The organism is Haemophilus haemolyticus, from assembly GCF_003490935.1.
GTDB lineage: Bacteria > Pseudomonadota > Gammaproteobacteria > Enterobacterales > Pasteurellaceae > Haemophilus > Haemophilus haemolyticus_M.
The window spans coordinates 40,480-63,199 of sequence record NZ_QQGD01000008.1 but is presented as its reverse complement, the minus strand read 5'-3'; the positions used below and the strand labels follow the sequence as shown (position 1 = coordinate 63,199).

Here is a 22,720-nt window from a genome sequence, read left to right as displayed (position 1 = left end):
TTTAAAAGAAAATTTAACTCGACCGCTCTTTTTCTAGTTATCTACTTCAACACTCATCACGCCTTCTTCCGCTTTCAACAATGCATACGCATCTTTCAACATTGTGGAATCAATGGAAAAACAGCGAATTTGTAACCGCACTTCACCACTACTTTGATCTTTCACCTGTATATGTTCAATACGATACTGATTGTTTACTAACAATTGGGTGACTTTTCCAATGCTTTCCGCACCATTGACGAGAATATTGAATTTTGTCCGACGACGTTGTGATTTACGATGAACCCAACGTTGTACCAGCGGACTTAATCGAATAGAGACCAAAATCATCACAGTGGCGATAACCGCATCGAACACGAAACCTGCCCCAGCAGCAATACCGATCCCCGCAGAAGCCCAAATAATCGCCGCAGTGGTTAAACCTGAAATCGCATCATTTTTCTTATGCAAAATCACACCAGCACCTAAAAAACCGATGCCGCTAATCACTTGAGCCGCAAGACGCATCGGATCCGTACGAATATTTTCTGAAACTTGCGCATAATGCTCTGCGGCTTGAATCGAAACAATGGTTAGCACACAAGTGGTGACGGCAATAATGGCGCAAGTTTTCACGCCAACAGGTTTGCGCTTAAGCTCACGCTCTAAGCCAATAACACTACCAAGCACCATCGCCAATAGCATCTTGCTAAAAATAATCAAATGATAAGGATCGAAAAGTGCGGTCAAAAGTAAAGATGAATTTTCCATAATGATAAAAATAAGTCCGACATAATCGTCTATTCTACATCACTTAGCTTAAAATCTTTACCCTTCCAAGCCTTTAATTTATCGCCTTTCTTGCGAAAATTGAGTAAAATCTTGCGTTTGAAATTTTATAGAGCGAAAGAACGGTTATTTTTATGCAAAATTCAACCCCAAGCATTGGCTTTGTGAGCCTTGGTTGCCCAAAAAACTTAGTAGATTCTGAACGAATCTTAACGGAACTACGCACCGATGGTTACAACATTGTGCCAAGCTATGAAAATGTGGATTTAGTGATTGTGAACACTTGTGGCTTTATTGATAGTGCCGTGCAGGAATCACTCGAAGCGATTGGCGAAGCATTAGAAGAAAATGGGCGAGTTATCGTGACTGGCTGTTTGGGGGCAAAAGAAGACCAAATTCGTGAAGTGCATCCTAAAGTTTTAGAAGTTAGCGGCCCACATAGTTATGAAACAGTGATGGCTCAAGTTCACAAATACGTGCCAAAACCGACACATAACCCTTACACCAGCTTAGTACCAAAACAAGGCGTAAAACTCACACCAAAACATTATGCCTATTTGAAAATCTCTGAAGGCTGTGATCACCGTTGTACGTTCTGCATTATTCCATCTATGCGTGGTGATTTAGAAAGCCGTTCTATTACGCAAGTCTTGGACGAAGCAAAACGTTTAGCCGAAGCAGGCGTAAAAGAATTGCTTGTGGTATCACAAGACACTTCCGCTTATTCAATGGATTTAAAATGCCAAGAGGGCGGTGTAAAAACGGCTTTCTGGAATGGCATGCCAATTAAAAATGATTTAATGACCCTTTGTAAACAGCTTGGCAAACTTGGCATTTGGGTCCGCTTACATTATGTGTATCCCTATCCGCATGTGGATGATTTAATTCCATTAATGGCAGACGGCACGCTCTTGCCGTATTTAGACATTCCATTACAACACGCCAGCCCGAAAATCTTAAAAGCAATGAAAAGACCGGGTAGTATTGACCGCACTTTAGAACGCATTAAACAATGGCGTGAAATTTGCCCAGATTTAACATTACGCTCCACCTTTATTGTCGGCTTCCCAGGTGAAACAGAAGAAGATTTCCAATTATTGCTTGATTTCTTAAAAGAAGCCCAACTTGATCGCGTAGGCTGTTTCAAATTCAGCCCAGTTGAAGGCGCACCAGCAACAGAGATGACTGACCAAGTACCAGAAGATGTGAAAGAAGAACGTTTCCATCGTTTCATGCAATTACAACAAGAAATTTCTGCAAACCGTTTAAAACAAAAAATCGGTAAAACCCTTGATGTATTAGTGGATGAAATTGACGAAGAAGGCATTATTGGTCGCTCAAAAGCTGATGCCCCTGAAGTTGATGGGTTAGTTTATATAGATAATTTAAGCGGAATCAATGTCAAAGTCGGCGACGTGATTAAAGTAACCATCACAAATTCTGATGAATATGATTTGTGGGGAAGTTGTTAAATAATAACAATCTCAACGAAATAAACAAAAAATCCATCTTCGTATTGAAGATGGATTTTTTATGACTAAGAGCGGTCAAATTTTTAAGTGTTTTTGAACCTATCTTTAAGCCTCATCTATTTAATATCCCCCTTTGGCGCATGCCCGAAATAGCGTTTGTATTCACGGCTGAATTGGCTAGGCGATTCGTAGCCGACTTGGTAAGCGGCTTCGGTAATGTCTCTCCCTTCTTGTGAGATCAGTCGTCTGGCTTCCATTAGACGTAAGGATTTTTGATATTGCAGCGGTGAAAGGCTGGTTATCTTCTTAAAATGTCTGTGAAAACCAGATAATGACATGCCGCTCAGATTTGCCAAGGTTTCCACGGTAATGGTTTCACTGAAATGCTGTTGTAGATAGTGGGTGGATTGGGCAATTTTTTGCGTATGAGATCCAATGCTTACCATCGCTTTAAGTTTATATCCTTGCTCACCAGTAAGCAACCGATAGTAGATTTCTTGTTGGATAAGTGGTGCAAGAAATTCAATATCTTTTGGATTTTCGTGCAATAGAAATAGACGTTCAACAGCATTTTTGAGAGATTCATCCAGATGCCATTGTGCAAAACCTTCGTCGCCCTTTTGAACATCATCTGCAAGGTTTGGATTTGCTAATAAAATCTTGCTAACGCTCTCAATATCAATTTTCATCGAAATCACTAAAAACGGCTTTTGCGGCTCTGCATATTTAATCTCACCACGCATCGGTACATTGACTGGGCAGAACATAAAGTGTTGATTGTCAAATCGATAGCATTGTTCACCTAGTTGTATTTCACGTTCGCCACTTAACACGATGCAAATGCTTGGTTCTTGAATAATACCTTCATAGCAAAACGGCTGATCGGCATGGCGAATCACCAAGCCTTTAATTGGAGATGAATAGGTTTCGTTATGTGGAATAACTTTTAATAAGCGTTCTATCGTTTCAGTTGAAAACATAATCTTGTAGAAATAGGCAAGTAATTTGGATAAATCATATAACACTTCATATTGCCGTTCAATATAATGAACTCACTTTCAACGTCGGTACGCCAAAACATATTAACCAATATTAAACTGAGGAAAACATTATGAAAATTTTCTACAAAACTTCAGCAACAGCAACCGGCGGACGTGATGGTCGTACCCAAGTGGACGACGGTTCAATCGGCTTTGATTTGGTTTCATTTCAAAATGACGGCACCGGAGCTGATGAAAAACACCAACGCGCCGAGTATGGCAAGCACCGCCGCACCGACGAAAAACGGCCGCATGGGGTGGGTGAAAAACTTATTCATGGTTTGGCTTAATTCTGCATGAAGATGCTTTCAGATATGGATTTATTGGGCGGACCGGGTTGTATCTTGTATTGAAGAAGCAAGCCGAAGGTTTGTCAGATACTCAAATGCCCGTATCATTCATATTATTGATATTATTGTTTGAATTGTATTATTTTCAATAATAATAAATAACCCTAAACCAATATAAATAACAGCCATTATCCAACGACTAAACTTCTCTACAATTTCACCAACACCTGAAATATTAGCCAATCTTTGTGCTGTATATACTAAAACAAAAATCAATATTAAAAATACAAGAAGAGTAACTAATAAGTCGACAAGATCTAAAGTCACAAAGTAAGGAACAAAAAGTCCAATATTATCTGCACCACAACTAGCAACTGTAACCAAAGCAACAATACCGACTAATTTTGACAACCCTTTTTCATCCAATTCTTTTTTAGCTCTTTTTTCGCCCTCACAATCGTCGTAAATAGCAACTTTAATACCTAAGTAAATCGGTATTAAACCTAATAAACCCAACACCCATTTTTCCGGAACATAATTCAAAACAAAAGCTAGAAATAAACTAACTAATATTAAAATTACAGAACCTAAATATTGTCCGATATAAATATCTCGATATTCTTTTCTAGTATTTGCTCTAGCAAAAAATATTAATAGTATTACCAACAAATCTACTGCTGTAGCAATATATAAAACAGCAGCAGTAATCACAGTCGAAAACATAAAGCACCTCATAATGAATCCCCTGCCCCCTTGGCACCACGGCTTTTTCAAAAACCGAATCGCGTTCGGATAACAGATTCGTATCTTTCGCTAAAGAGGCAAACCTGCGGCTTGCTTACCCTCTCCCTAGCCCTCTCCCACGGGGAGAGGGAATTGGGCTGTCGAGCCTGAACATTTTCAGGTTTACCTGACATCTGATTCCCAATTCTACGGTTCTCTGATTTTGAGAAACCTGATCCCCTTTCCCCGTGGGAGAGGGCTAGGGAGAGGGCAACGAACCGCAAGGTTTGTCAGAAATTTAAATTCCTATCACTCATAATAATGAATCCCCTGAAACTCTCTTGCCACCACGGCTTCTTCAAAAGCCGAATCGCGTTCGGACAGCGGCGTAGGCAGGGTAATCACGTTTTGCACGTTCATGCCCTTAGTGGAAAGCAGCATTATTTCATGGCTCAGGCATGCGGCTTCGAAGCGGTCGTGCGTTACCAGCATACACGCCATGCCCTGCCGCTCGATTTTTTCCACCAGCATGGCGACCAAAATATCGCGCAAATCGCGGTCTAAACCGACGAACGGCTCGTCCAGCAAGGCAAGGTCGCAGCCGCACAGCAGCAGGCGCAAAAATGCTACCCGTTTCGCCATGCCGCCGGACAATTCGGTCGGATATTTGTTCAAATCGCCCGCAGTCAGCTCGACTTTCGCCGCCAGCGCGATGATTTCGCCTTCATCGAGTTTGTCCATAAAAATAGCGATATTCTGCATCGTGGTCAAGTTTTCCGGCAGGCGGTTTTCCTGAAACAGAAAACCCGTTTTGCGGAAAGTATTGCGTATCGTGCCCGATTTCGGCGTTTCCAAGCCCGCAATCAAACGCAAAACCCTCGTCTTGCCACAGCCGCTCGGCCCGAATGTTGATTATCAAATCGGTAGCATTGTTCGCCTAGCTGCACTTCACGTTCTCCGCTTAACACGATGCAAATGCTCGGCTCTTGAATAATACCTTCGTAACAAAATGGTTGATCTGAATGGCGAAGAAATAAGCCTTTAATTGGTGATGAATAGAGTTCGTTATGTGGAATAACTTTTAATAAGCGTTCTATCGTTTCATTTGAGAACATAATTTTGTAGGAATAGGCAAGTAATTTGGATAAATCATATAACACTTCATATTGCCGTTCAATATAATAAACTCACTTTCAACGGCGGTACGCCAAAACATATTAACTAACATTAAATGAGGAAAACATTATGAAAATTTTCTACAAAACATCAGCAACAGCAGCCGGCGGACGTGATGGTCGTACCCAAGTAAACGACGGTTCAATTGGCTTTGATTTGGTTTCATTCCAAAACGAAAGCGGTAAGCACGGTACAAACCCTGAGCAGCTTTTCGCTATGGGTTACGCGCCTGCTTTGATAGCGCGATGAACCATGTAGCACCGACACTCGGCTTGAAACCGACGAAATCTTCCATTACTGTCGGTGTAGGTATCGGTCAAAAAGCAGATGGTGCATTTGGCTTAGATTTAGATATCACGATTACCGTAGCAGGTTTGACTGAAGATGAGGCGCGCAAATTGATTACTCGTGCTCATGAAGTTTGCCCTTACTCTAACGCTACTCGTGGCAATGTCGATGTACGCTTACATGTGAATGTTATTCAATCATTTGATTTGTAATAAAAATTAGCATAATAATTAATTTCGAAATAAAAGCCATCTGAAATTTCAGACGGCTTTTTTATAACAAAGTGCGGTCAAATTTTTAGGTGTTTTGCAAATCTCCATCAAAACTTGACCGCTTGTTTTTAAAACTTCACTGTTTCACCATCTTCTGGAATTGCTACATTTTCAAGCTTGTTTGCTTGGACAAATTGGTGTAAATCCTTACGGTACACAGACATATGATTTACTGCATCCATGTGCACCGTGATAAGTTTTGTATTTGGTAGCATGTTACGAGCATGAGCAACATCTTGTAGCCCCATAATAATGCCGTCATTCGGAAAAGCTAAGGTCCGCGCATCACCGGTGTTCATAATCATTACATCAGGTTTATAACGATTAATGGCTTTGTTTACTTCGGCAGTCCAAATTGTGTCACCAACCAAGTAAACAGTTGGATGGTCTTTCGCTTGGAATGTTACGCCCATCGCCTCATCTAAAATCTCGGCCAATTGTGGTACAGCGTACATTTCCGTTGTGCCGTGAGAACCGCCGGTTTTATTTAAAATAATACCTTCAAACTCCACTGGTTTTTCTAGCGATAAACTGATTATATTAGTAAAACCTTGCGATTTAAGTAAGTCGCCATCCCGTTCATGTTGCACAAAAATTTTGATGGATTTAGGTAAAATTTTTTGTGCAACCTCATCCCAATGATCTTCATGTGTATGAGTCAAAATAATGGCATCAACATCTTTGAAAGTATCTTCTGCTTTCATCGGTAATTCCACAAGTGGATTACGCAAATGGCTATTTAATGTCCCTTCAAAGCCTGCATAACGTCCTTTTTCTGCAAGCATCGGATCAATTAAAAAAGTTTTCCCTGCGTAGTTCAGGCGACCAGTGGCATTGCGGATATGTTGGTAGCTATCAGTGTTTTTAGAGGCAAGATCTACAGCGAAAGTATTTGCGCTAATAGCCAATGCTGTAGTGTTAATTAAGGTTTTTAAGTTCATTGTTTTTCCCTTTCTATATACGTTATTGAATGAATAAACATATTATAGTGAGAACAAATTTGCGCAAAAATAGACAAAAAATCAATAAACGTAATAATCAGGTCATTTTTTGTGCTATGCTCATATCAAAGTAGGAGAAATAAAATGAATAAACCCACAGTTGCTTTGATTGTGTATGAACAAATGATACCCATTCATTTTGCGATGGCATATTCCGTTTTTTCTATGTCGGATTTAAACGGCAAGCCGTTATTTGACTGTAAAATCGTTAGCGATTCGGACGACCTGACAAACTCGCTATTTCACATACATTTAGATGGTGGTTTAGAATGGTTAGAGAATGCCGATATTGTTGTGATGACTGGATGGCATGATACTCAAGTAATGCCGAGTGAGGCTTTATTAACAGCATTACGGCAAGCGTATCAACGTGGTGCGACAGTGGTGGGTTTATGTTATGGTGCCTATGTGTTAGCGTGCAGTGGCCTACTTAACGGCAAAAAAGCAACCACACATTGGTTGGGAGATAGTGATTTTACTAGTCGCTTTCCGCAGGTGAAATGGGATTTAAATCCTATTTATTTAGAACAAGATCGACTGATTACCTCAGCAGGAACGGCAGCTTCCATGGATTGTTGCCTTTCTATTGTCCGTAAATTATATGGTGTGAAAATTGCCAATCATATTGCCCGAATACTGGTTATCCCCCCTCATCGTGAAGGCGGACAAGCACAATTTATCGAACGCCCTATTTCTCGTTCCACACCTAATCATAATATCAATGCGTTGCTTGCTTATTTAAATGAAAATCTGACCGCACTTCATTCGACTGATAGTCTTGCAGAACGTTTGTCAATGAGCCGTAGCACTTTCACCCGACATTTTCGCAAAGCAACCGGAATGTCATTAAATCAATGGTTAATTGAAGCAAGGCTACAACGAGCAAGAGAGCTTTTGGAAAGCACAGATTTATCTATCACTGACATTGCAGAACAAAGTGGATTTCATAGCGATACCGCCTTGCGTCAGCACTTCTTGAAAAAACATAAGATTTCACCGAATCGCTGGCGTAAACAGTTTCAGATTGAGGATGTTTAGATCTTTTTATTTTAAAGTGCGGTCAGATTTTTAGGTGTTTTTGCAAATTCAGTTCAAAATTAGACCGCTTGTGTGATCTAAACTCAGTCTATTTCTCTTCCTCTCCCCGTTAGGAAATTTGATTAGATAAAAATAAAAAAGGTGGGCCAAAATGCTCACCTTCTAAACTCATATTTTGTAATTATCCGAACACTTTTTCCAAGTGTGCTTGGTAGTCCGCTAAGTATTGTTCTACTTGTGGATTTTTAATTACATCGTTACATAAGAATGTCGGCAGACGGGTCAAGCCGATAAACTCATTGAGTTTGTGGAAGTGCATGTATAAAGCATCCGCACCTTTACCTTCAAAGAAGTCCCCTTCGCGGGTGAATGCTTCAATCGGCGCATTCCAAGTAAGCGAAAGCATGTGTTTTTTGCCTTGCAGTAAACCACCTGTGCCATAGCCTTCAGTTGGATTTACACGATGGCGGCCATCACTGTGGTAAAGCTTGCCGTGTCCGGCGGTTAATACTTCGTCTATATATTTTTTCACTGTCCAAGGTTCGTGCATCCACCAGCCTGGCATCTGCCAAATCACGGCATCCATCCATAAGAATTTTTCGATTTCTGCTTCAACATCATAGCCAGCATCGATCACAGTTTCTTTGACATTGTGTCCAAGTGCGGTCAAAACTTCTTTCGCTTTTTTGTGAAGTATGTGGTTCAACTCGCCGTGAGAATGACCAAACGCCTTACCGCCGTCTAATAATAAAATATTCATCTTTTTGCTCCTAAAACAAATAATTATAAAAAATGGGACTGCCATTATGCCTTTGTACTTTAATTTTTAAAAGTATATTTGCCTGCCACGTTATTTCCAGACTATAAGGAAGACTACAGCCCGTAGGGTGGGCGTAAGCCCACGAAAAAAAGAATATTATTAATAATACGCGTGGGCTTATGCCCACCCTACATTGGCTACATTAGCTGATATTAAAAGTGCGGTAAAAAATTGGTGGAAATCAAACGAAAAATGACCGCACTTTCAGAATAAAAAAATCGGCAGAGAATTTCCTGCCGATTTTATTTTGTTACTACTAAACTTAAAACGTCCACTGTAAATTCAGCGCACCTTGTTTAGCGTGGTGATGTTTGCCTGTTTGGCGGTTGAATGTTGCTTGTAAAGTTAAGTGAGATTTGATTTTCACTGCTACACCTAATTGACTTTCAATTGTCGCTTTATTGTCTATCACTCGACGTTCACCATCTATTTCCACGCCGAAAGGTTTTTGTAGGTAGATTGAATTGACGGCAACAAATGGTTGGAAAATGACACCATTAGTAAAAGTAAATTGCGCTTTAGCTTGTGCGCCAACTCGAGTTTGTAATTGGCGAGAGCCAAGTAAATTCACTTGACTATTTCCACTATCAGTAAAGCGACCGTTTACTCCAAGATAGGTTAATTGTACCTGTGGTTGTAGATAAAAACGAATTTGAGTCCCTTTCCCCGTTAAGTGTTCTGCCAATAAAGTATTGTAACCTGCTTCAATTGAGGCCGTAATACCTTTTGAAGTCAAGCGCTCTGTACCGTCCTCAGCGTTAATGCGATGGCGGAAGCGTTGATATTGTACCCAGCTATCAATATATGCACCGGTTTGTTTATCACGTAATTGATGCCATGTTGCATAAATCCCGGTGCTATAACCTTTCATACTTCCTGTTGTAACATTGTCTGTATCTGGGTTACGGAAAGTGCTACGTTGTTCTGCTTGTCCACCCATTAAGCCAACGGAAAGTTGATAGTCTTGATTTTGTAAGGAGAAAACATCGCCACCAAGTTGTATACCTTTACGATTGCCTTCTACTGGCGCGGTCTTGCCTTGAACATCTTGGCTTAAGTTACCGCTAATTAAACGCACCCATAAACCTTTGCGCGGCAAAGTGCGGTCAAAAATATCGCTGTTTTTGTCGTTCAAACGTAGGTTGAATAAAGTATTGGCAGCTTGAGCCTGTTGTGCATAAATCGCAATATCATCGCGTTCTTGCACTTTGGTAAAAAAGCCCTCTGGGCGTTGTTGTAAAGAAAGCGTATAAATTCCCTTTTGGTGTTTGCCAGAAAGACGGAATGCGCGTTTATCTGCTGTGCCATTTACCTTGATAATTTGATGCCCGTCTAGGCTTTTTAAGTCTTCAATTGGCGTTTCAAAAATGATATTAGACGTTCCTGTCACATCTTTATCAAAGGTTAAAACAGGTTGAGTTGCTTCTTTGGGATCAAATTTAATAAAAAAGTGAGAGCCGTCTCCCTGGTAATTCTCGTGCACAGTTAATCTTGTATTGGTGCTATTAAAGCGAATATTGGCATTTTGTGTCTCTAAGTTATATACATCGGAATCAAAACGCGGTTCCCAAAGAGAATCTTGTAAAACCATTTTTAATAACTGAAGGGTGGCACCGCGCACTTCACTTTGGTTTTTCACAGTGAGAGTCAATCCTCTTGTTTCATCTGGAAACTTAAAACGATAGTTGTCAATGGCAAGTATATTAACATCATATACTCTTCCATCAATCACACCCTCTTTAGGACGACTTCTGTTATGTGCAAAATCATAAAAACTATATAGAAAAGTTTGATATAAAATATTCCTATATCCTAGAGAAGAACCAGAAGGATAGTTCTGTTTTTCTTCAAAAATTCTAGTAAAATGCTTGGCGTATGGCCTATTGAAATCATAATTTTCATGCTCTGGACTGGCAACTCCATATAGATTATCTGCGTTCACCAAACCGTTTAAGTTCCATTTCCTCTCGGCGAGAATGACTAAATCACAATGAAAACAGTCTGGCTTATTAGGCTCCTTTAGATAATCAATAACCTTTTCAGGAATACGGCTCCAAGCTATAGATTTTGGGTTTAACATATCCTCTAATGAATAACTTGGTGAGGAAGCACTCCCACCCAGATAATCGATAACTCCATCATTCTTGAAGTACTCTGTAATATACTCAGGCTCATGAATATCAGCAAAGTTATTAGGTTTATCAACATCAGCAAAACTAAAACTAGGAACAAACAAAACAACTGTAATCAAGAAAAAATTAAGCTTTATTTTTTTGCTGGCTTTGAATTTCATAAATGGATTTTCCTTTGTCAAGTAAAAAAGGTTAATCATTCTAACAAAAAATGAGCAAAAAGATGTGATTCAGTTCGCATTTTTCTATATTTATTTCTTATTTAGAAAAAGGATAACGTTTGCTTTTCTATAAACAAATTAAACCTTGCTTAATTACTATTTTCCCTTACCTATAAGATCTTTTATCACCCTTTCAAAATCGCCCTTAATCGATCAAGTTGGTTTTGTGTTTTTTCTTGTTTTTGCTCCACTGTCAATTTGGGTTTATCACGTTCCCACAGCACATCGTCATTAGGTAACTCAGCTAAAAATCGGCTCGGTTCTGGGCGAACTAATTCACCATATTGGCGGCGTTCTCGACACAAGGAAAAAGTAAGTTCTTTTTGCGCTCTTGTGATGCCCACATAAGCTAAGCGACGTTCTTCTTCCACGTTGTCTTCATCAATGCTGGTTTGGTGGGGCAAAATGCCTTCCTCCATACCGATCAAATAAACATAAGGAAATTCCAATCCTTTAGATGCGTGTAATGTCATCAGTTGAACTTGATCGCTCTCATCATCGTCTTCGCCTCGCTCCAACATATCGCGTAATGTCAGGCGGGTTACCACTTGATTAAGGTTCATCGGCTCATTGGTTTCATCGCCTTTTAACATATCCGCAACCCAGTCAAATAGCGTGGCGACATTCTTACTTTGCATTTCTGCCGCTTTAGGGCTTGTTGCGTATTCGTACAAATATTCTTCATAATGAATTGCGGATAACATAGAACGTACTGCACGTTCAGGTTCAGAACGTTGAATTTCATCATTAAGTTCTACAATCCAACGGCCAAATTTTTGCAATGAATCATAGGCTTTTGGCGTGATGCATTGAATAAGCTCAAACTCAAAAATAGCATCAAATAAACTGATGTGTTTTTCTTGAGCCAATTCACCAAGTTTTTGTAAGGTTGCAGTGCCAATTTCACGCTTCGGCGTATTCACAATACGCAGGAATGCGGCATCATCATCTTGATTCACCACCAAGCGCAAATACGCCATCATATCTTTGATTTCTGCACGAGAGAAAAAAGAAGTACCGCCCGAAATTTTGTAAGGAATGCGGTTTTGCATCAGTACTTTTTCGAGTAATCGAGATTGATGATTGCCTCGATACAAAATCGCATAATCTTTATATTTGGTTTTACGGCTAAAACGATGAGCGATCAGTTCGGCGACAATCCGCTCGGCTTCGTGTTCTTCATTTTTTGCTTCCATAACAAGCAATTTTTCCCCTTCACCAATGGTTGAAAAAAGTTTCTTATCAAACACGTGCTCATTGTTATCAATCAAGATATTGGCGCAATGCAAAATGCGTTGGGTTGAACGATAATTTTGCTCTAGCTTAATCACTTGCAAACGAGGGAAATCATCGCGTAAACGCACCATATTTTCTGGACGTGCACCACGCCATGAATAAATAGATTGGTCATCATCGCCCACCACAGTGAAACAAGCACGATCACCCACTAAAAGTTTAATCAGCTCATATTGGCTGGTGTTGGTGTCTTGATATTCATCCACCAACAAATAACGAATTTTTGCCTGCCATTTTGACCGCACTTCTTCATTCTGCTTGAACAATAATGTCGGAAGCATAATCAAATCATCAAAATCAAGAGCGTTGTAAGCCCGAATTTGTGTGGCATAACGCTCATAACATTTTGCAAAAGTTTGATATTTAGCATCACGCGCCAACGCAAATGCCTGTTTTGGCGAAATCAAATCGTTCTTCCAGTTAGAAATCACGGAAATTAACTCGCGCAATAAATCCTTATCTTCTTTTAACACATCAGCGGTTAGCTCTTTTAACAACGCAAATTGATCGTGCTCGTCAAACAAGGTCATATTTGATTTAAAGCCAAGCGCTTTATATTCACGTTTAATAATGTCAAAACCGAGCGTATGAAAAGTGGAAACGAGCAAACCTTTAGATTGTTCTTTGCCAATGGAATGTGCGACACGCTCTTTCATCTCGCGTGCAGCTTTGTTGGTGAAAGTAACAGCAGCAATTTGTTTCGGAGAATAACCGCACTTTTCAATTAAATGGGCAATTTTATTAATGATTACGCGAGTTTTGCCTGAGCCAGCGCCAGCAAGCACAAGACAAGGGCCTGTCACATATTCAACGGCTTGTTGTTGTTGAGGATTGAGTTTCATAAGAATTATTGGGCCCACGCATAGGGCAGTAATACGGTGTCTAATAAAAATGAGAGGGGCAAATCTAAGATTGGTAATCCCCATTGTTGCGCCATTTCAAGATCATAAGCCGCCCCTGCATAGGCGGTATATTTTTCTGTTGAATCGATAAGTTTGACCACGGAACCACAACCAGATAACGCGATAAGTGCGGTTAAAAAAATAAAGGTTTTTACCATCGTGCTTTTAACGCATTGAACACAGGCACAGGAACTAGCTCAGCGACATCTCCGCCATGTAAATAAATTTCACGCACAATGGTGGAAGAAACAAACGCCCATTTTTCTGCTGGAGGGAAAAACAGACTATCTACGCCTTTTGTGAGTAAACGATTCAGTGCCGCTAATTGAAGTTCATATTCAAAATCTGTTGTCGTGCGTACGCCACGAATAATGGCAGAAATATTGTGCTGCTTAATCACATTGGCCAACAAATCAGAAAAGCCAAAAACCTCCACATTGGATAAATGCGCAACAGATTGACGCACAAGCTCTACGCGCTCATCCAAAGAAAATAGTGGCTTTTTGCTTGGGCTATTCGCCACCGCCACTAAAACACGAGGAAAAATCACCGCACTTCTTTCAATTATATCTAAATGACCATTCGTAATCGGGTCAAATGTACCGGGATAAATCACGCTCGTCATACATTGAGCTCCAAATAAGGTTTTAATAAATCTAACAAACGCTGTAATGCGCCACGGTTTTCCATCAGCACTTCATAGCCAGCATTGCCTAAACGTTCGCAAGCTTCTTTTGAGTTTAATAAGGCTTCTACTGCGCGTTCTAAGGCATCTGCGGTTGAATTAACTTCCAACACACCTTGTACTTCCACCAGCATTCGGAATATCTCAGGGAAATTGAAAGTATGCTTGCCGGTAATCACTGGTATTTTAAATGCAAGAGGTTCCAGTGGATTATGTCCACCATGTTTCACAAGGCTTCCCCCCACAAAAGCAATATCGGAAATGCCATACATCAACATCAGTTCGCCCATACTATCGCCCAAAATCACTTGAGTATTTTCATTTGGTAATTCATTTGTGGAGCGACGAATAAATTGAAATTTTTCCTTTTTAAGTAAATCAGCCACCACATTAAAACGCTCTGGATGGCGTGGAACGAGTAATAACAATAAGTTTGGGTATTTTTCCAATAATTGGCGATGTGCTTGTAAGATAATTTGCTCTTCGCCTTCATGGGTACTCGCCGCAATCCAAATAGGACGATTTTTTACCCAAAGTGCTCGTAAAGCATCAATCTTTTCACGTAACTCATCAGAGATGGAGAGATCATATTTAATATTGCCCGTGATATTCAATTTTTCCTTTGGATATCCCAAAGTGGCATAGCGTTTTCCGCTAATATGATCTTGTGCTGCAATCAAGCTAATTTGCGACCACATTGTTTGTAAGCGCGCTTTTATTTTTCCGTAACGATGTGCAGAACGCGCGGATAAACGAGCATTAGCGATGACAAATGGGATATTGCGCAAAAATAATTGATGAATAAGATTAGGCCAAAGTTCTGTTTCCATCACGATACATAATTTAGGTTGTACAAAATTAATAAAACGATGGATCGAAAAAGGCAAATCAAAGGGGAGATAATAATGAAAAACGCTGTTTCCAAAAGTGGCTTTTACGCGTTCTGAACCTGTGGGAGTAAAAGTCGTAAAAGTAATGGATAAATGTGGATAATCTTGTTGCAATTGGCGAACCAGCGGTGTCGCAGCAATCACTTCCCCTACGGAGGCAGCATGGATAAAGATCCCTTGTGGTGGTGGGCAAGGCGCATTGCCATAAAAACCATAACGTTCAGCCAAACGCTGACGATAACGTGGAGATTTAACACTGAGCAAGCCAATAAAACACAATATCAACGGCTGGCAAATTAAAAGCAAGCTGGTATAAAAAAAACGCCACATAAATGAAATTCGGTTATACTTGAAAAAATTTCGGCTAGTATAGCAAAAAAAGGATTGAAAATATGCCTACAATTAGCGTTGCGATGATTGTAAAAAATGAAGCACAAGATCTAGCGAATTGCTTAGATACCGTGAAAGATTGGGTGGATGAGATTATCATTCTAGATTCTGGTAGCACAGATAACACCAAAGAAATTGCACTCAATTACGGGGGGGGGGGGGTAAAATTCTACAAAAATAGCCAGTGGCTGGGCTTTGGTAAACAACGCCAATTAGCCCAACAATATGTAACCAGTGATTATGTACTCTGGCTAGATGCAGACGAACGCGTTACACCCAAGCTACAACAGGCTATCTTAAGTGCGGTTAAAAATGATCGAGAAAATACCGTTTATGAAATTCCACGAGTGAGTGAAGTATTTGGGCGTGAAATTCGCCATTCAGGCTGGTATCCCGATTATGTGGTTCGTCTCTATCGCACAAATTATGCGCAATATAACGACTCACTTGTGCATGAAAAAGTGGAATTTCCTGCTGGGACAAAAGTAGAAAAATTGACAGGTGATTTAGAGCATTTCACTTATAAAAGTATCCATCATTATCTAGTGAAATCAGCGGATTATGCAAAAGCTTGGGCAGACCAACGCCAAGCTAAAGGAAAAAAAGCAACGCTTTGGCAAGGAATCACCCACGCGCTCAGTTGTTTTGTGAAGATGTATTTGTTAAAAGCGGGTTTTTTAGATGGCAAACAAGGATTTTTATTAGCAGTGTTATCGGCGCATTCAACCTTTGTAAAATACGCCGATTTATGGGAGCGAGATCAACATAAACACTAGCGAGTTTTGCAAGGACAATTATTTAAATGATCGTCCACTAACCCCATAGACTGCATAAACGCATAGCACGTGGTTTCGCCAACAAAGACGAAACCACGTTTTTTTAAGGCTTTAGAAAGTGCTTTAGATGCTTCTGTTTTAGCTGGCACAGTTCGCAAATCAGGCACATCATTGACAATCGGTTTATGATTCACAAATGACCAAATAAAATCACTGAAATTTTCACCGCACTTTTCCATCGCCAAATAAGCTTTCGCATTTTTAACAATGGCTTCTAACTTGGCTCGATGGCGAATTAATCCTGTATTTTTCATACAAGCATCAATATCAAGTGCGGTCATTTTTGCGATTTTTTTCGGATCAAATTGATGAAAGGCTACACGGTAAGATTCACGTTTTTTCAAAACTGTAATCCACGAAAGCCCCGCTTGTTGCCCTTCCAAACAAATTTTTTCAAATAGCTTTTGGCTATCGAATTCAGGCTTTCCCCATTCCTTGTCATGATAATCAATATAAATAGGCTGTTCACCAACCCAAGGGCATCTTGTTATTTGTTGCATATTAAAACTTGACAAAATAAAACGTTTTGATATATTCCAAGCCAAGTGGATCGAGGGTGCTTGGTCGGCGTTATAGCTTCAGTGGGTTTCATTGAGGCTTTTCGCTTTTTAGGACTAAGGAAAATGTTTCAGTCCTTTTTGATCAAAATTTTCCCCCAGTATTTTTCTTCCACCTTCACAATAAAATTTCTTTTTAAGAATCTCAAAGGCTCGATTTGGCTGGTTGCTATCTAAAATATATCTTCCGATAGGCCTTGCTACCAAATCAGCCACCTGTAGTCCTACAGAATTAATCTGTTTTGGCACAATTTTTACTTGAAAAGGCAAAGGCTTTTTGAATTTATTTTGTCCATCACAAATACGTAAAAATTCCAGCTCTAACTCTCTATCCTCATTACGTCCACGGCTTTCCACGGCAACAAAAGTGATTTTATCTTCTTGATGCTTTTCACAAACAAATTCGTATAGGGTTTCTAAACAATGTTTAAGTGAAAAATGATAAGGGTGTGTTGTTTCATTTTGTGGCATTTTTCGCTTATCAATCGCACAAGCAGCAAGAATAAAATTAGTATTTTCAATAATAGATGAAATACGTTCCATAAAACCTTCACGCTGTTCACGAGAAGTGAAAATATTAAAATCGCCTTTTTCTTTACGGATTTCATGCTCATGCAATATCACCATATCATGACCAAAATAATCAAATTTTAGCTTCTGTATCTGTGGAACAATATTATTCCTATAATGATTTTTATAAAAAATACAGAATGCAAACACAAACACAGGGTAGTTTTTGTCGATTGACTGTAGACTGTGGTCTCCACTTTCATCGACATACACCATAAAGTCGCTGTATTTACTTTTCATTGTCAATTACCTTATTTTAATTGCTCATAAACCGCGACAAAATCTGGCATTACGCCTCGCCATAAATGGAAAGAATGTGCTGCTTGCGCGACCAACATTCCAAAGCCATCGCTAACATTTGTTAAACCCAAACTTTTGCATAATGCGATAAATGGCGTGTCTATGCCTTTCGCATATTGCATATCATAAAAAGCCGAGCCCAATTTTAAAATTTCAGTATCAACTGGAGCCGTTCCACCACTTAATCCAGCGGAAGTCGCATTAATCACCAAATCATAAGTTTGTAGCGGAATAGCATCCACTGAGGCAGCTTGAATATTGCCATAAGGCTGAAATCTTTCGGCCAATTCTTTGGCTTTCAAAAAAGTGCGGTTGGCAAGCACAATGTTTTGTTGAGCTTGTAAAAGTGGTAATAATACGCCTTTTGTTGCTCCGCCCGCCCCCAAGATTAATACGTGTTGATTTGGACGAAGCCAATTTAAACGCGCTAAATCCGTCACTAAGCCAATCCCATCAGTGTTATCTGCATAAAGTTTTCCATCATTGAGTTTTTTGAGAGTATTACAGGCTTCCGCCAGTTTTGCTCGTTGGCTATATTCGTCTGCCAGCTGATAAGCTCGTTCTTTAAAAGGCGAAGTAATATTGCAACCTTTCGCACCATCCTCAAAAAATGCCAAAAGCTGTTGTTCAAAAACATCAAGATCACCTAATTTTGCAATGTATTCCATGGTTTGATGCGTTTGCGCTGCTAACTGACGTTGAATTAATGGCGATTTACTTTGCGCAATCGGATTGCCCCACACAGCATAAAGCTCCATAAATTATCCCCGTCTAAAAAGTTGATTTGTGCGCAAGTCTCGTATTTCGGATGGATTGAGTGCGCCGTCCACAGTTTCATCTAATACTGGAAAATCTGCACCGAATTGTGACTGCACTTCATCGGCGGTGCGGCAAGGTGGCTCACCAGTCAGATTGGCGCTAGTTGAAGTCAATGCAAACCCCGTGAGTTCACATAAGGCTTTTACGGAAGGGTGATCACACAAACGTACCGCGATGCTATCAAATTTGCCTGTGAGAAAGTGCGGGGTGGTCGATTTTGCTGGCACAATCCAAGTGGTTGGACGTTTATATTTACCTTGCAGGCGAGAAAGCTGTTCATCGTTAATCTGTTCAAAATCAACAAAAGGACGGAAAAAATCCAAGCTCGGTGCTACTAAAATCAGCCCTTTTTCCACTGGACGTTGCTTTAAATCAAGTAATTTTTTTACCGCACTTTCGCTTTGGGGATTACAGCCCAAGCCAAATACAGCTTCAGTGGGATAAGCAACCACTTGATTTTGTCGAAGGGCCTCGGCGATTTGTTCTCTATTCATTTCACTCTTTTACTTTTATTGCTCAAAAATATGACGGCAAGTTTTATTTGCACACTGTAAAATTTGTTTTTCCCCATCTTCGCTTTTTAACAAAGAAAGTGGGAAATGGCAGGTTGGGCAAGGCACGGTATAAGGCTTGGCAGGCAAAGAAAATTTACATTTAGGGAAATTATCACAGCCGTAAAAAATTTTTCCTTGGCGACCCCGACGAGAAATTAAATGCCCAGTTTTACATTCAGGACAAGCAATTTTTTCCTCAGATTCAGATTCTTCCCGCACCACAAAATCACATTCAGGATAATGGCTACAACCAATAAACATCCCAAAACTGCCTTGTTTCAACTGCAACAAATTACCGCACTTCGGGCAAATTTCATCAAGTGTTTTTAATACTTTATGCTCCGATCGTTGCAAAGGACGCAAATAATCACATTCAGGATAAGCAGAGCAACCTAAAAACAGCCCTTTTTTGCCTTGTTTAATTTGCAAAGACGCACCACATTGAGGGCAATATTCCTGTTGTTTGCTATGATGAAAAAGGCTTTGATTCATAATCTGTCCTTATGCTTGAAGCATTTCTTCCAATTCTTCCTGTGCGGTCATCCATTCCGTTTCTACATCATCTAATGCTTTCTTCACATCCACTTGTTGAACCAAAAGTGCGGTCAATTTTTCTTTATTTTCGACATTATATAATTCGGCATCGGCCAGTTGATTTTCTATGCTCGTAAGCTCAGAAAAAAATTTATTCATTTTTTCTTCTAATTGCGTGATTTTTTTACGCAATGGCGCAGTTTGTTGGCGTAACTCTGCTTCACGGCGTTTTTGTTCCTTACGATTTTGAACCGAATTTTCATTATCACCAACGTTTTCCGAAACTTTATTTTCAGGCCTGCTGTTTTGCTCACTCAGCCATTTTTGATAGTCTTCTAAATCGCCTTTAAATTCTTCCACTTTTTTATCGTTAACCAAATAAAATTCTTCCACGGTATTGCGTAATAAATGCCGATCGTGAGACACCACCACCAAAGAACCTTCGTAATCCACCAATGCTTCCGTTAATGCCTGACGCATATCCAAATCCAAATGGTTAGTCGGTTCATCAAGTAGTAACAAATTCGGGCTTTGCCAAACAATCAAAGCCAACACTAATCGGGCTTTTTCTCCTCCTGAAAAGAATTTCACTGCTTGATTTACTTTATCGCCGTGGAACGCAAAACTGCCCAAATAATCGCGAACTTGTTGCTCCGTTTGCTCGGGAGCGAGTTTTTGCATATGCCACAGGGCAGATTCATCTATCCGCAAAGTATCTAATTGATGCTGGGCAAAATAGCCAAGCTGAACACCTTTTGCCAACTGTACCGTGCCTGAAAGTGCGGTCAGTTCTCCCGCTAAAAGTTTAATCAAGGTTGATTTTCCCGCACCATTTTTCCCGAGTAAACCAATGCGCGAACCTGGCACCAAATTCAGTTTAATTTTACTTAAAATTTCTACCGCACTTTCTCCACTAGCATAACCAGCACTAGCCTGTTCAATCATCATCAACGGATTCGGCAAGGATTGCGGTGGACGAAATTCAAAGGTAAAAGGATTATCCACATAAGCAGGCGCAATCAGTTCCATACGCTCTAAGGCTTTCATACGACTTTGCGCCTGTTTGGCTTTAGTCGCTTTGGCTTTAAAGCGATCAATATATTTTTGTAAATGGGAAATCTTTTGTTGTTGCTGACGATACATGGCTGTTTGTTGAGCCAGTTTAGTTGCTCGTTGCACTTCAAAAGAAGAATAATCGCCTGTATATTCGTTGAGCTTTTGATTTTCGATATGGAGGATTTTTGTCACAATCGGGTCTAGAAAATCACGGTCGTGAGAAATTAATACTAATGTGCCTTGATATTGTACTAACCAACGTTCTAACCAAATAACTGCATCCAAGTCCAAATGGTTAGTCGGTTCATCCAGTAACAATAAATCTGACGGACAAAGCAATGCTTGCGCCAAATTCAAGCGCATTCGCCAACCGCCCGAAAAAGCCTTCACAGGCTGGGTCGTTTCTTCTTGACTGAATCCTAAACCATGCAATAAAGACGCAGCACGAGATTGAATTGTCCACGCATCCAAGGTTTCTAATTGCCCATGAATACGCGCAATGGCGTTACCGTCATTGCGTTCATTTGCCTGCTTAAGCTCTTGTTGCAAGCGGCAATATTCACGATCCCCTTGAATTACATAATCAATCGCAGAAATATCCAATGCAGGCGTTTCTTGATTCACCCAAGATACCCGCCAATTCGACGGATAATTCACCTCACCACCCTCTGGCGTTAATTCTTTTTTTAATAAGGCAAAAAGAGACGACTTACCGCAACCATTCTTCCCCACCAAGCCGACTTTTTGTTTGGGATTAATCGTAGCAGAAGCATTTTCGAGAAGTTCCGTTTGTCCTCGTTTTAAAGACAGATTACTAAATACAATCATGAATAAAATTCTTAATTCAATATATTTTTACAATTTAAATTAATATTCTCTTTCTACTGGTAAATTTGCTTTCTCCCAGCCATCAAATCCACCAATAATACTAAACACATTTTCATAGCCTTGCTCCACTAGAAAGGTCGCTACATTTTTACTGCTCACGCCATGATAGCAACTCACAATAATGGGGGAGTCAAAATCTACTAATTCTTCAAATTGCAAAAAACTTTGGTTCGTTAAATGAAAAGCACCTTTAGGATGCGAGTGTGTAAATCGAGCATCATCGCGAATATCGGCTAATACCGCACCTTGTTGAACCATTTCCCATGCTTGTTGTGGTGTAATTTCTTTAAATGACATTTATAAACTTCCTTTTGCGTGCTGTTTGTACACACCATCAATCACAACAAGAATCATAGCGAGCACTAAACAAATAAAAAGCGGGTAACTTTCGGCGTCAATTTGTTCACCGATAAAAAACGATACGAAAATCATCATAATAGTTTCCACATAGCCAAGTAGGCCAAGCAAATTCATTGGTAGCATATTGCTAGCGATCACATAAGCAATCAATGCCGTGCCGCTAATTAATCCAAGCAACACAAGCAGTCCCCAAATATTAGGATTACTTTGCTCAACCACAGCGAAATCCGTTTGCAAGGCAAAATAAATGCTAATTGGGATTAGACTTAATATCTCTAAGCAAAAAGAGGCGAGATCACTATTTTTTAATGCTTTTCGAACGGAAAAATAGGTGGTATAGCCAACACAAATCACAATAGCTTCCCAAGAAAGCCCACCTTTTAGCACGATATTAGAAATCACACCCAATGCGGCAATTACGACTGCAATAAATTTGAATGTTGAAATGCGTTCTTTAAAAATTAATCGACCAGCTGCCACCATCACAATTGGCAAAAGCAAATAACCAAAAGACACGGTCAATGAACTGCCATTATTCGGCGCCCAAAGAAAAAGCCACATTTGAAAACCCATCAATAAGCCGCAAAAAAGATAGGGCAATGCCAAGTGCGGTTGTTTTTTGATGAGTTTTAAGCGATGCATCAACGCATTTTTCTGCTTAAACATAAACACGGAAAGGACAACAAAGGGAAACGTAAAAATCATCCGATAACCAAAAATCTCCGTACCACTCAAAGGTTTGAGTAACGTAGAAAAATAATACATATAGCCAAATAAAAATGAGGCAAGTAATGAAACGAGAACACCTTTAAACATAAGAAATCCTTATTCTAAACAGCCAA

The 22,720-nt window shown here is 39.9% G+C and carries 23 protein-coding genes and 2 pseudogenes; 5 read left to right on the top strand and 20 right to left on the bottom strand.

Annotated features, from left to right (window positions below; translation table 11 throughout):
• Positions 1 to 33: 33 nt before the first annotated feature.
• On the bottom strand, positions 34 to 750 hold the full coding sequence (locus DV417_RS08755; protein WP_118791028.1) for an MgtC/SapB family protein: 717 nt from the start codon (positions 748 to 750) through the stop codon (positions 34 to 36).
• 152 nt (positions 751 to 902) lie between these two features.
• On the opposite strand from DV417_RS08755, the gene rimO reads away from it, so the two are divergent.
• A complete protein-coding gene (gene rimO / locus DV417_RS08750) occupies positions 903 to 2,240 on the top strand; it encodes a 30S ribosomal protein S12 methylthiotransferase RimO (protein ID WP_118879407.1) in 1,338 nt (445 codons plus the stop codon).
• 116 nt (positions 2,241 to 2,356) lie between these two features.
• Here rimO and DV417_RS08745 read toward each other — a convergent pair whose 3' ends face one another.
• On the bottom strand, positions 2,357 to 3,220 hold the full coding sequence (locus tag DV417_RS08745) for an AraC family transcriptional regulator (RefSeq protein ID WP_118879418.1): 864 nt from the start codon (positions 3,218 to 3,220) through the stop codon (positions 2,357 to 2,359).
• A gap of 131 nt (positions 3,221 to 3,351) precedes the next feature.
• Between DV417_RS08745 and DV417_RS08740 the strand changes: the two genes are divergently transcribed.
• Positions 3,352 to 3,570: an OsmC family protein gene (locus tag DV417_RS08740; RefSeq protein ID WP_046943022.1), complete on the top strand. Its 219-nt coding sequence runs from the start codon at positions 3,352 to 3,354 to the stop codon at positions 3,568 to 3,570.
• 108 nt (positions 3,571 to 3,678) lie between these two features.
• On the opposite strand, the gene DV417_RS08735 is transcribed toward DV417_RS08740, so the two are convergent.
• The 3 genes and pseudogenes from DV417_RS08735 to DV417_RS08725 all read right to left on the bottom strand — a co-directional run.
• Positions 3,679 to 4,293: a CadD family cadmium resistance transporter gene (locus tag DV417_RS08735; RefSeq protein WP_003766668.1), complete on the bottom strand. Its 615-nt coding sequence runs from the start codon at positions 4,291 to 4,293 to the stop codon at positions 3,679 to 3,681.
• A 309-nt stretch (positions 4,294 to 4,602) separates the two neighbouring features.
• A complete protein-coding gene (locus DV417_RS08730) occupies positions 4,603 to 5,166 on the bottom strand; it encodes an ATP-binding cassette domain-containing protein (RefSeq protein ID WP_239990495.1) in 564 nt (187 codons plus the stop codon).
• Positions 5,167 to 5,198: 32 nt separating this feature from the next.
• A pseudogene (locus DV417_RS08725) lies at positions 5,199 to 5,453 on the bottom strand (AraC family transcriptional regulator N-terminal domain-containing protein); the annotation flags it as partial.
• Positions 5,454 to 5,538: 85 nt separating this feature from the next.
• Here DV417_RS08725 and DV417_RS09625 point away from each other — a divergent pair.
• Positions 5,539 to 5,969: pseudogene (locus DV417_RS09625) on the top strand (organic hydroperoxide resistance protein).
• Positions 5,970 to 6,097: 128 nt separating this feature from the next.
• Here DV417_RS09625 and DV417_RS08715 read toward each other — a convergent pair.
• Entirely contained in the window at positions 6,098 to 6,970 is an 873-nt protein-coding gene (locus tag DV417_RS08715) for an MBL fold metallo-hydrolase (protein WP_118879406.1), read from the bottom strand.
• Positions 6,971 to 7,114: 144 nt separating this feature from the next.
• Here DV417_RS08715 and DV417_RS08710 point away from each other — a divergent pair, with 144 nt between their 5' ends.
• A complete protein-coding gene (locus DV417_RS08710; protein WP_118879405.1) occupies positions 7,115 to 8,068 on the top strand; it encodes a GlxA family transcriptional regulator in 954 nt (317 codons plus the stop codon).
• Between the two features lie 181 nt (positions 8,069 to 8,249).
• Here DV417_RS08710 and DV417_RS08705 read toward each other — a convergent pair whose 3' ends face one another.
• The 6 genes from DV417_RS08705 to waaA form a co-directional block, all read right to left on the bottom strand.
• On the bottom strand, positions 8,250 to 8,828 hold the full coding sequence (locus DV417_RS08705; protein ID WP_065246361.1) for an NAD(P)H-dependent oxidoreductase: 579 nt from the start codon (positions 8,826 to 8,828) through the stop codon (positions 8,250 to 8,252).
• A gap of 322 nt (positions 8,829 to 9,150) precedes the next feature.
• Positions 9,151 to 11,181 carry an autotransporter outer membrane beta-barrel domain-containing protein gene (locus tag DV417_RS08700; protein ID WP_118879404.1) on the bottom strand — a complete coding sequence of 677 codons (2,031 nt, stop codon included), beginning with the start codon at positions 11,179 to 11,181 and terminating at the stop codon, positions 9,151 to 9,153.
• A gap of 185 nt (positions 11,182 to 11,366) precedes the next feature.
• Positions 11,367 to 13,379: a DNA helicase Rep gene (rep, locus tag DV417_RS08695; RefSeq protein WP_118879403.1), complete on the bottom strand. Its 2,013-nt coding sequence runs from the start codon at positions 13,377 to 13,379 to the stop codon at positions 11,367 to 11,369.
• Between the two features lie 5 nt (positions 13,380 to 13,384).
• The gene (locus tag DV417_RS08690; RefSeq protein ID WP_118879402.1) at positions 13,385 to 13,597 is read right to left on the bottom strand and encodes a YceK/YidQ family lipoprotein; all 213 of its coding nucleotides are present in this window, start codon (positions 13,595 to 13,597) and stop codon (positions 13,385 to 13,387) included.
• Positions 13,591 to 14,064: a pantetheine-phosphate adenylyltransferase gene (gene coaD / locus DV417_RS08685; RefSeq protein WP_118879401.1), complete on the bottom strand. Its 474-nt coding sequence runs from the start codon at positions 14,062 to 14,064 to the stop codon at positions 13,591 to 13,593. The genes DV417_RS08690 and coaD overlap by 7 nt, the downstream gene beginning before the upstream one ends.
• Complete coding sequence (gene waaA, locus DV417_RS08680) at positions 14,061 to 15,344, bottom strand: lipid IV(A) 3-deoxy-D-manno-octulosonic acid transferase (RefSeq protein ID WP_118879400.1); 1,284 nt, start codon at positions 15,342 to 15,344, stop codon at positions 14,061 to 14,063. The genes coaD and waaA overlap by 4 nt, the downstream gene beginning before the upstream one ends.
• A gap of 62 nt (positions 15,345 to 15,406) precedes the next feature.
• Here waaA and DV417_RS08675 point away from each other — a divergent pair, with 62 nt between their 5' ends.
• Positions 15,407 to 16,180, top strand: a complete 774-nt coding sequence (locus DV417_RS08675; RefSeq protein WP_118879399.1) for a glycosyltransferase family 2 protein — start codon at positions 15,407 to 15,409, stop codon at positions 16,178 to 16,180.
• Here the strand turns inward: DV417_RS08675 and DV417_RS08670 are convergent.
• The 8 genes from DV417_RS08670 to rarD all read right to left on the bottom strand — a co-directional run bounded on the left by DV417_RS08670 (position 16,177) and on the right by rarD (position 22,694).
• Positions 16,177 to 16,740 (bottom strand): DNA-3-methyladenine glycosylase I, encoded by a 564-nt coding sequence (locus DV417_RS08670; protein ID WP_118879398.1) that lies wholly within the window; start codon positions 16,738 to 16,740, stop codon positions 16,177 to 16,179. The genes DV417_RS08675 and DV417_RS08670 overlap by 4 nt on opposite strands.
• 114 nt (positions 16,741 to 16,854) lie before the next feature.
• Entirely contained in the window at positions 16,855 to 17,607 is a 753-nt protein-coding gene (locus tag DV417_RS08665) for a DUF3800 domain-containing protein (protein WP_118879397.1), read from the bottom strand.
• Positions 17,608 to 17,618: 11 nt separating this feature from the next.
• Complete coding sequence (aroE, locus tag DV417_RS08660; RefSeq protein WP_118879396.1) at positions 17,619 to 18,425, bottom strand: shikimate dehydrogenase; 807 nt, start codon at positions 18,423 to 18,425, stop codon at positions 17,619 to 17,621.
• A gap of 3 nt (positions 18,426 to 18,428) precedes the next feature.
• Positions 18,429 to 18,980: an L-threonylcarbamoyladenylate synthase type 1 TsaC gene (tsaC, locus tag DV417_RS08655; protein WP_118879395.1), complete on the bottom strand. Its 552-nt coding sequence runs from the start codon at positions 18,978 to 18,980 to the stop codon at positions 18,429 to 18,431.
• A 15-nt stretch (positions 18,981 to 18,995) separates the two neighbouring features.
• The gene (locus tag DV417_RS08650) at positions 18,996 to 19,532 is read right to left on the bottom strand and encodes a DNA topoisomerase family protein (RefSeq protein ID WP_118879394.1); all 537 of its coding nucleotides are present in this window, start codon (positions 19,530 to 19,532) and stop codon (positions 18,996 to 18,998) included.
• 9 nt (positions 19,533 to 19,541) lie between these two features.
• A complete protein-coding gene (locus DV417_RS08645) occupies positions 19,542 to 21,458 on the bottom strand; it encodes an ABC transporter ATP-binding protein (protein WP_118879393.1) in 1,917 nt (638 codons plus the stop codon).
• A gap of 39 nt (positions 21,459 to 21,497) precedes the next feature.
• Entirely contained in the window at positions 21,498 to 21,815 is a 318-nt protein-coding gene (glpE, locus tag DV417_RS08640) for a thiosulfate sulfurtransferase GlpE (RefSeq protein ID WP_065249287.1), read from the bottom strand.
• Complete coding sequence (gene rarD / locus DV417_RS08635) at positions 21,816 to 22,694, bottom strand: EamA family transporter RarD (protein ID WP_118879392.1); 879 nt, start codon at positions 22,692 to 22,694, stop codon at positions 21,816 to 21,818.
• Between the last annotated feature and the right edge of the window lie 26 nt (positions 22,695 to 22,720).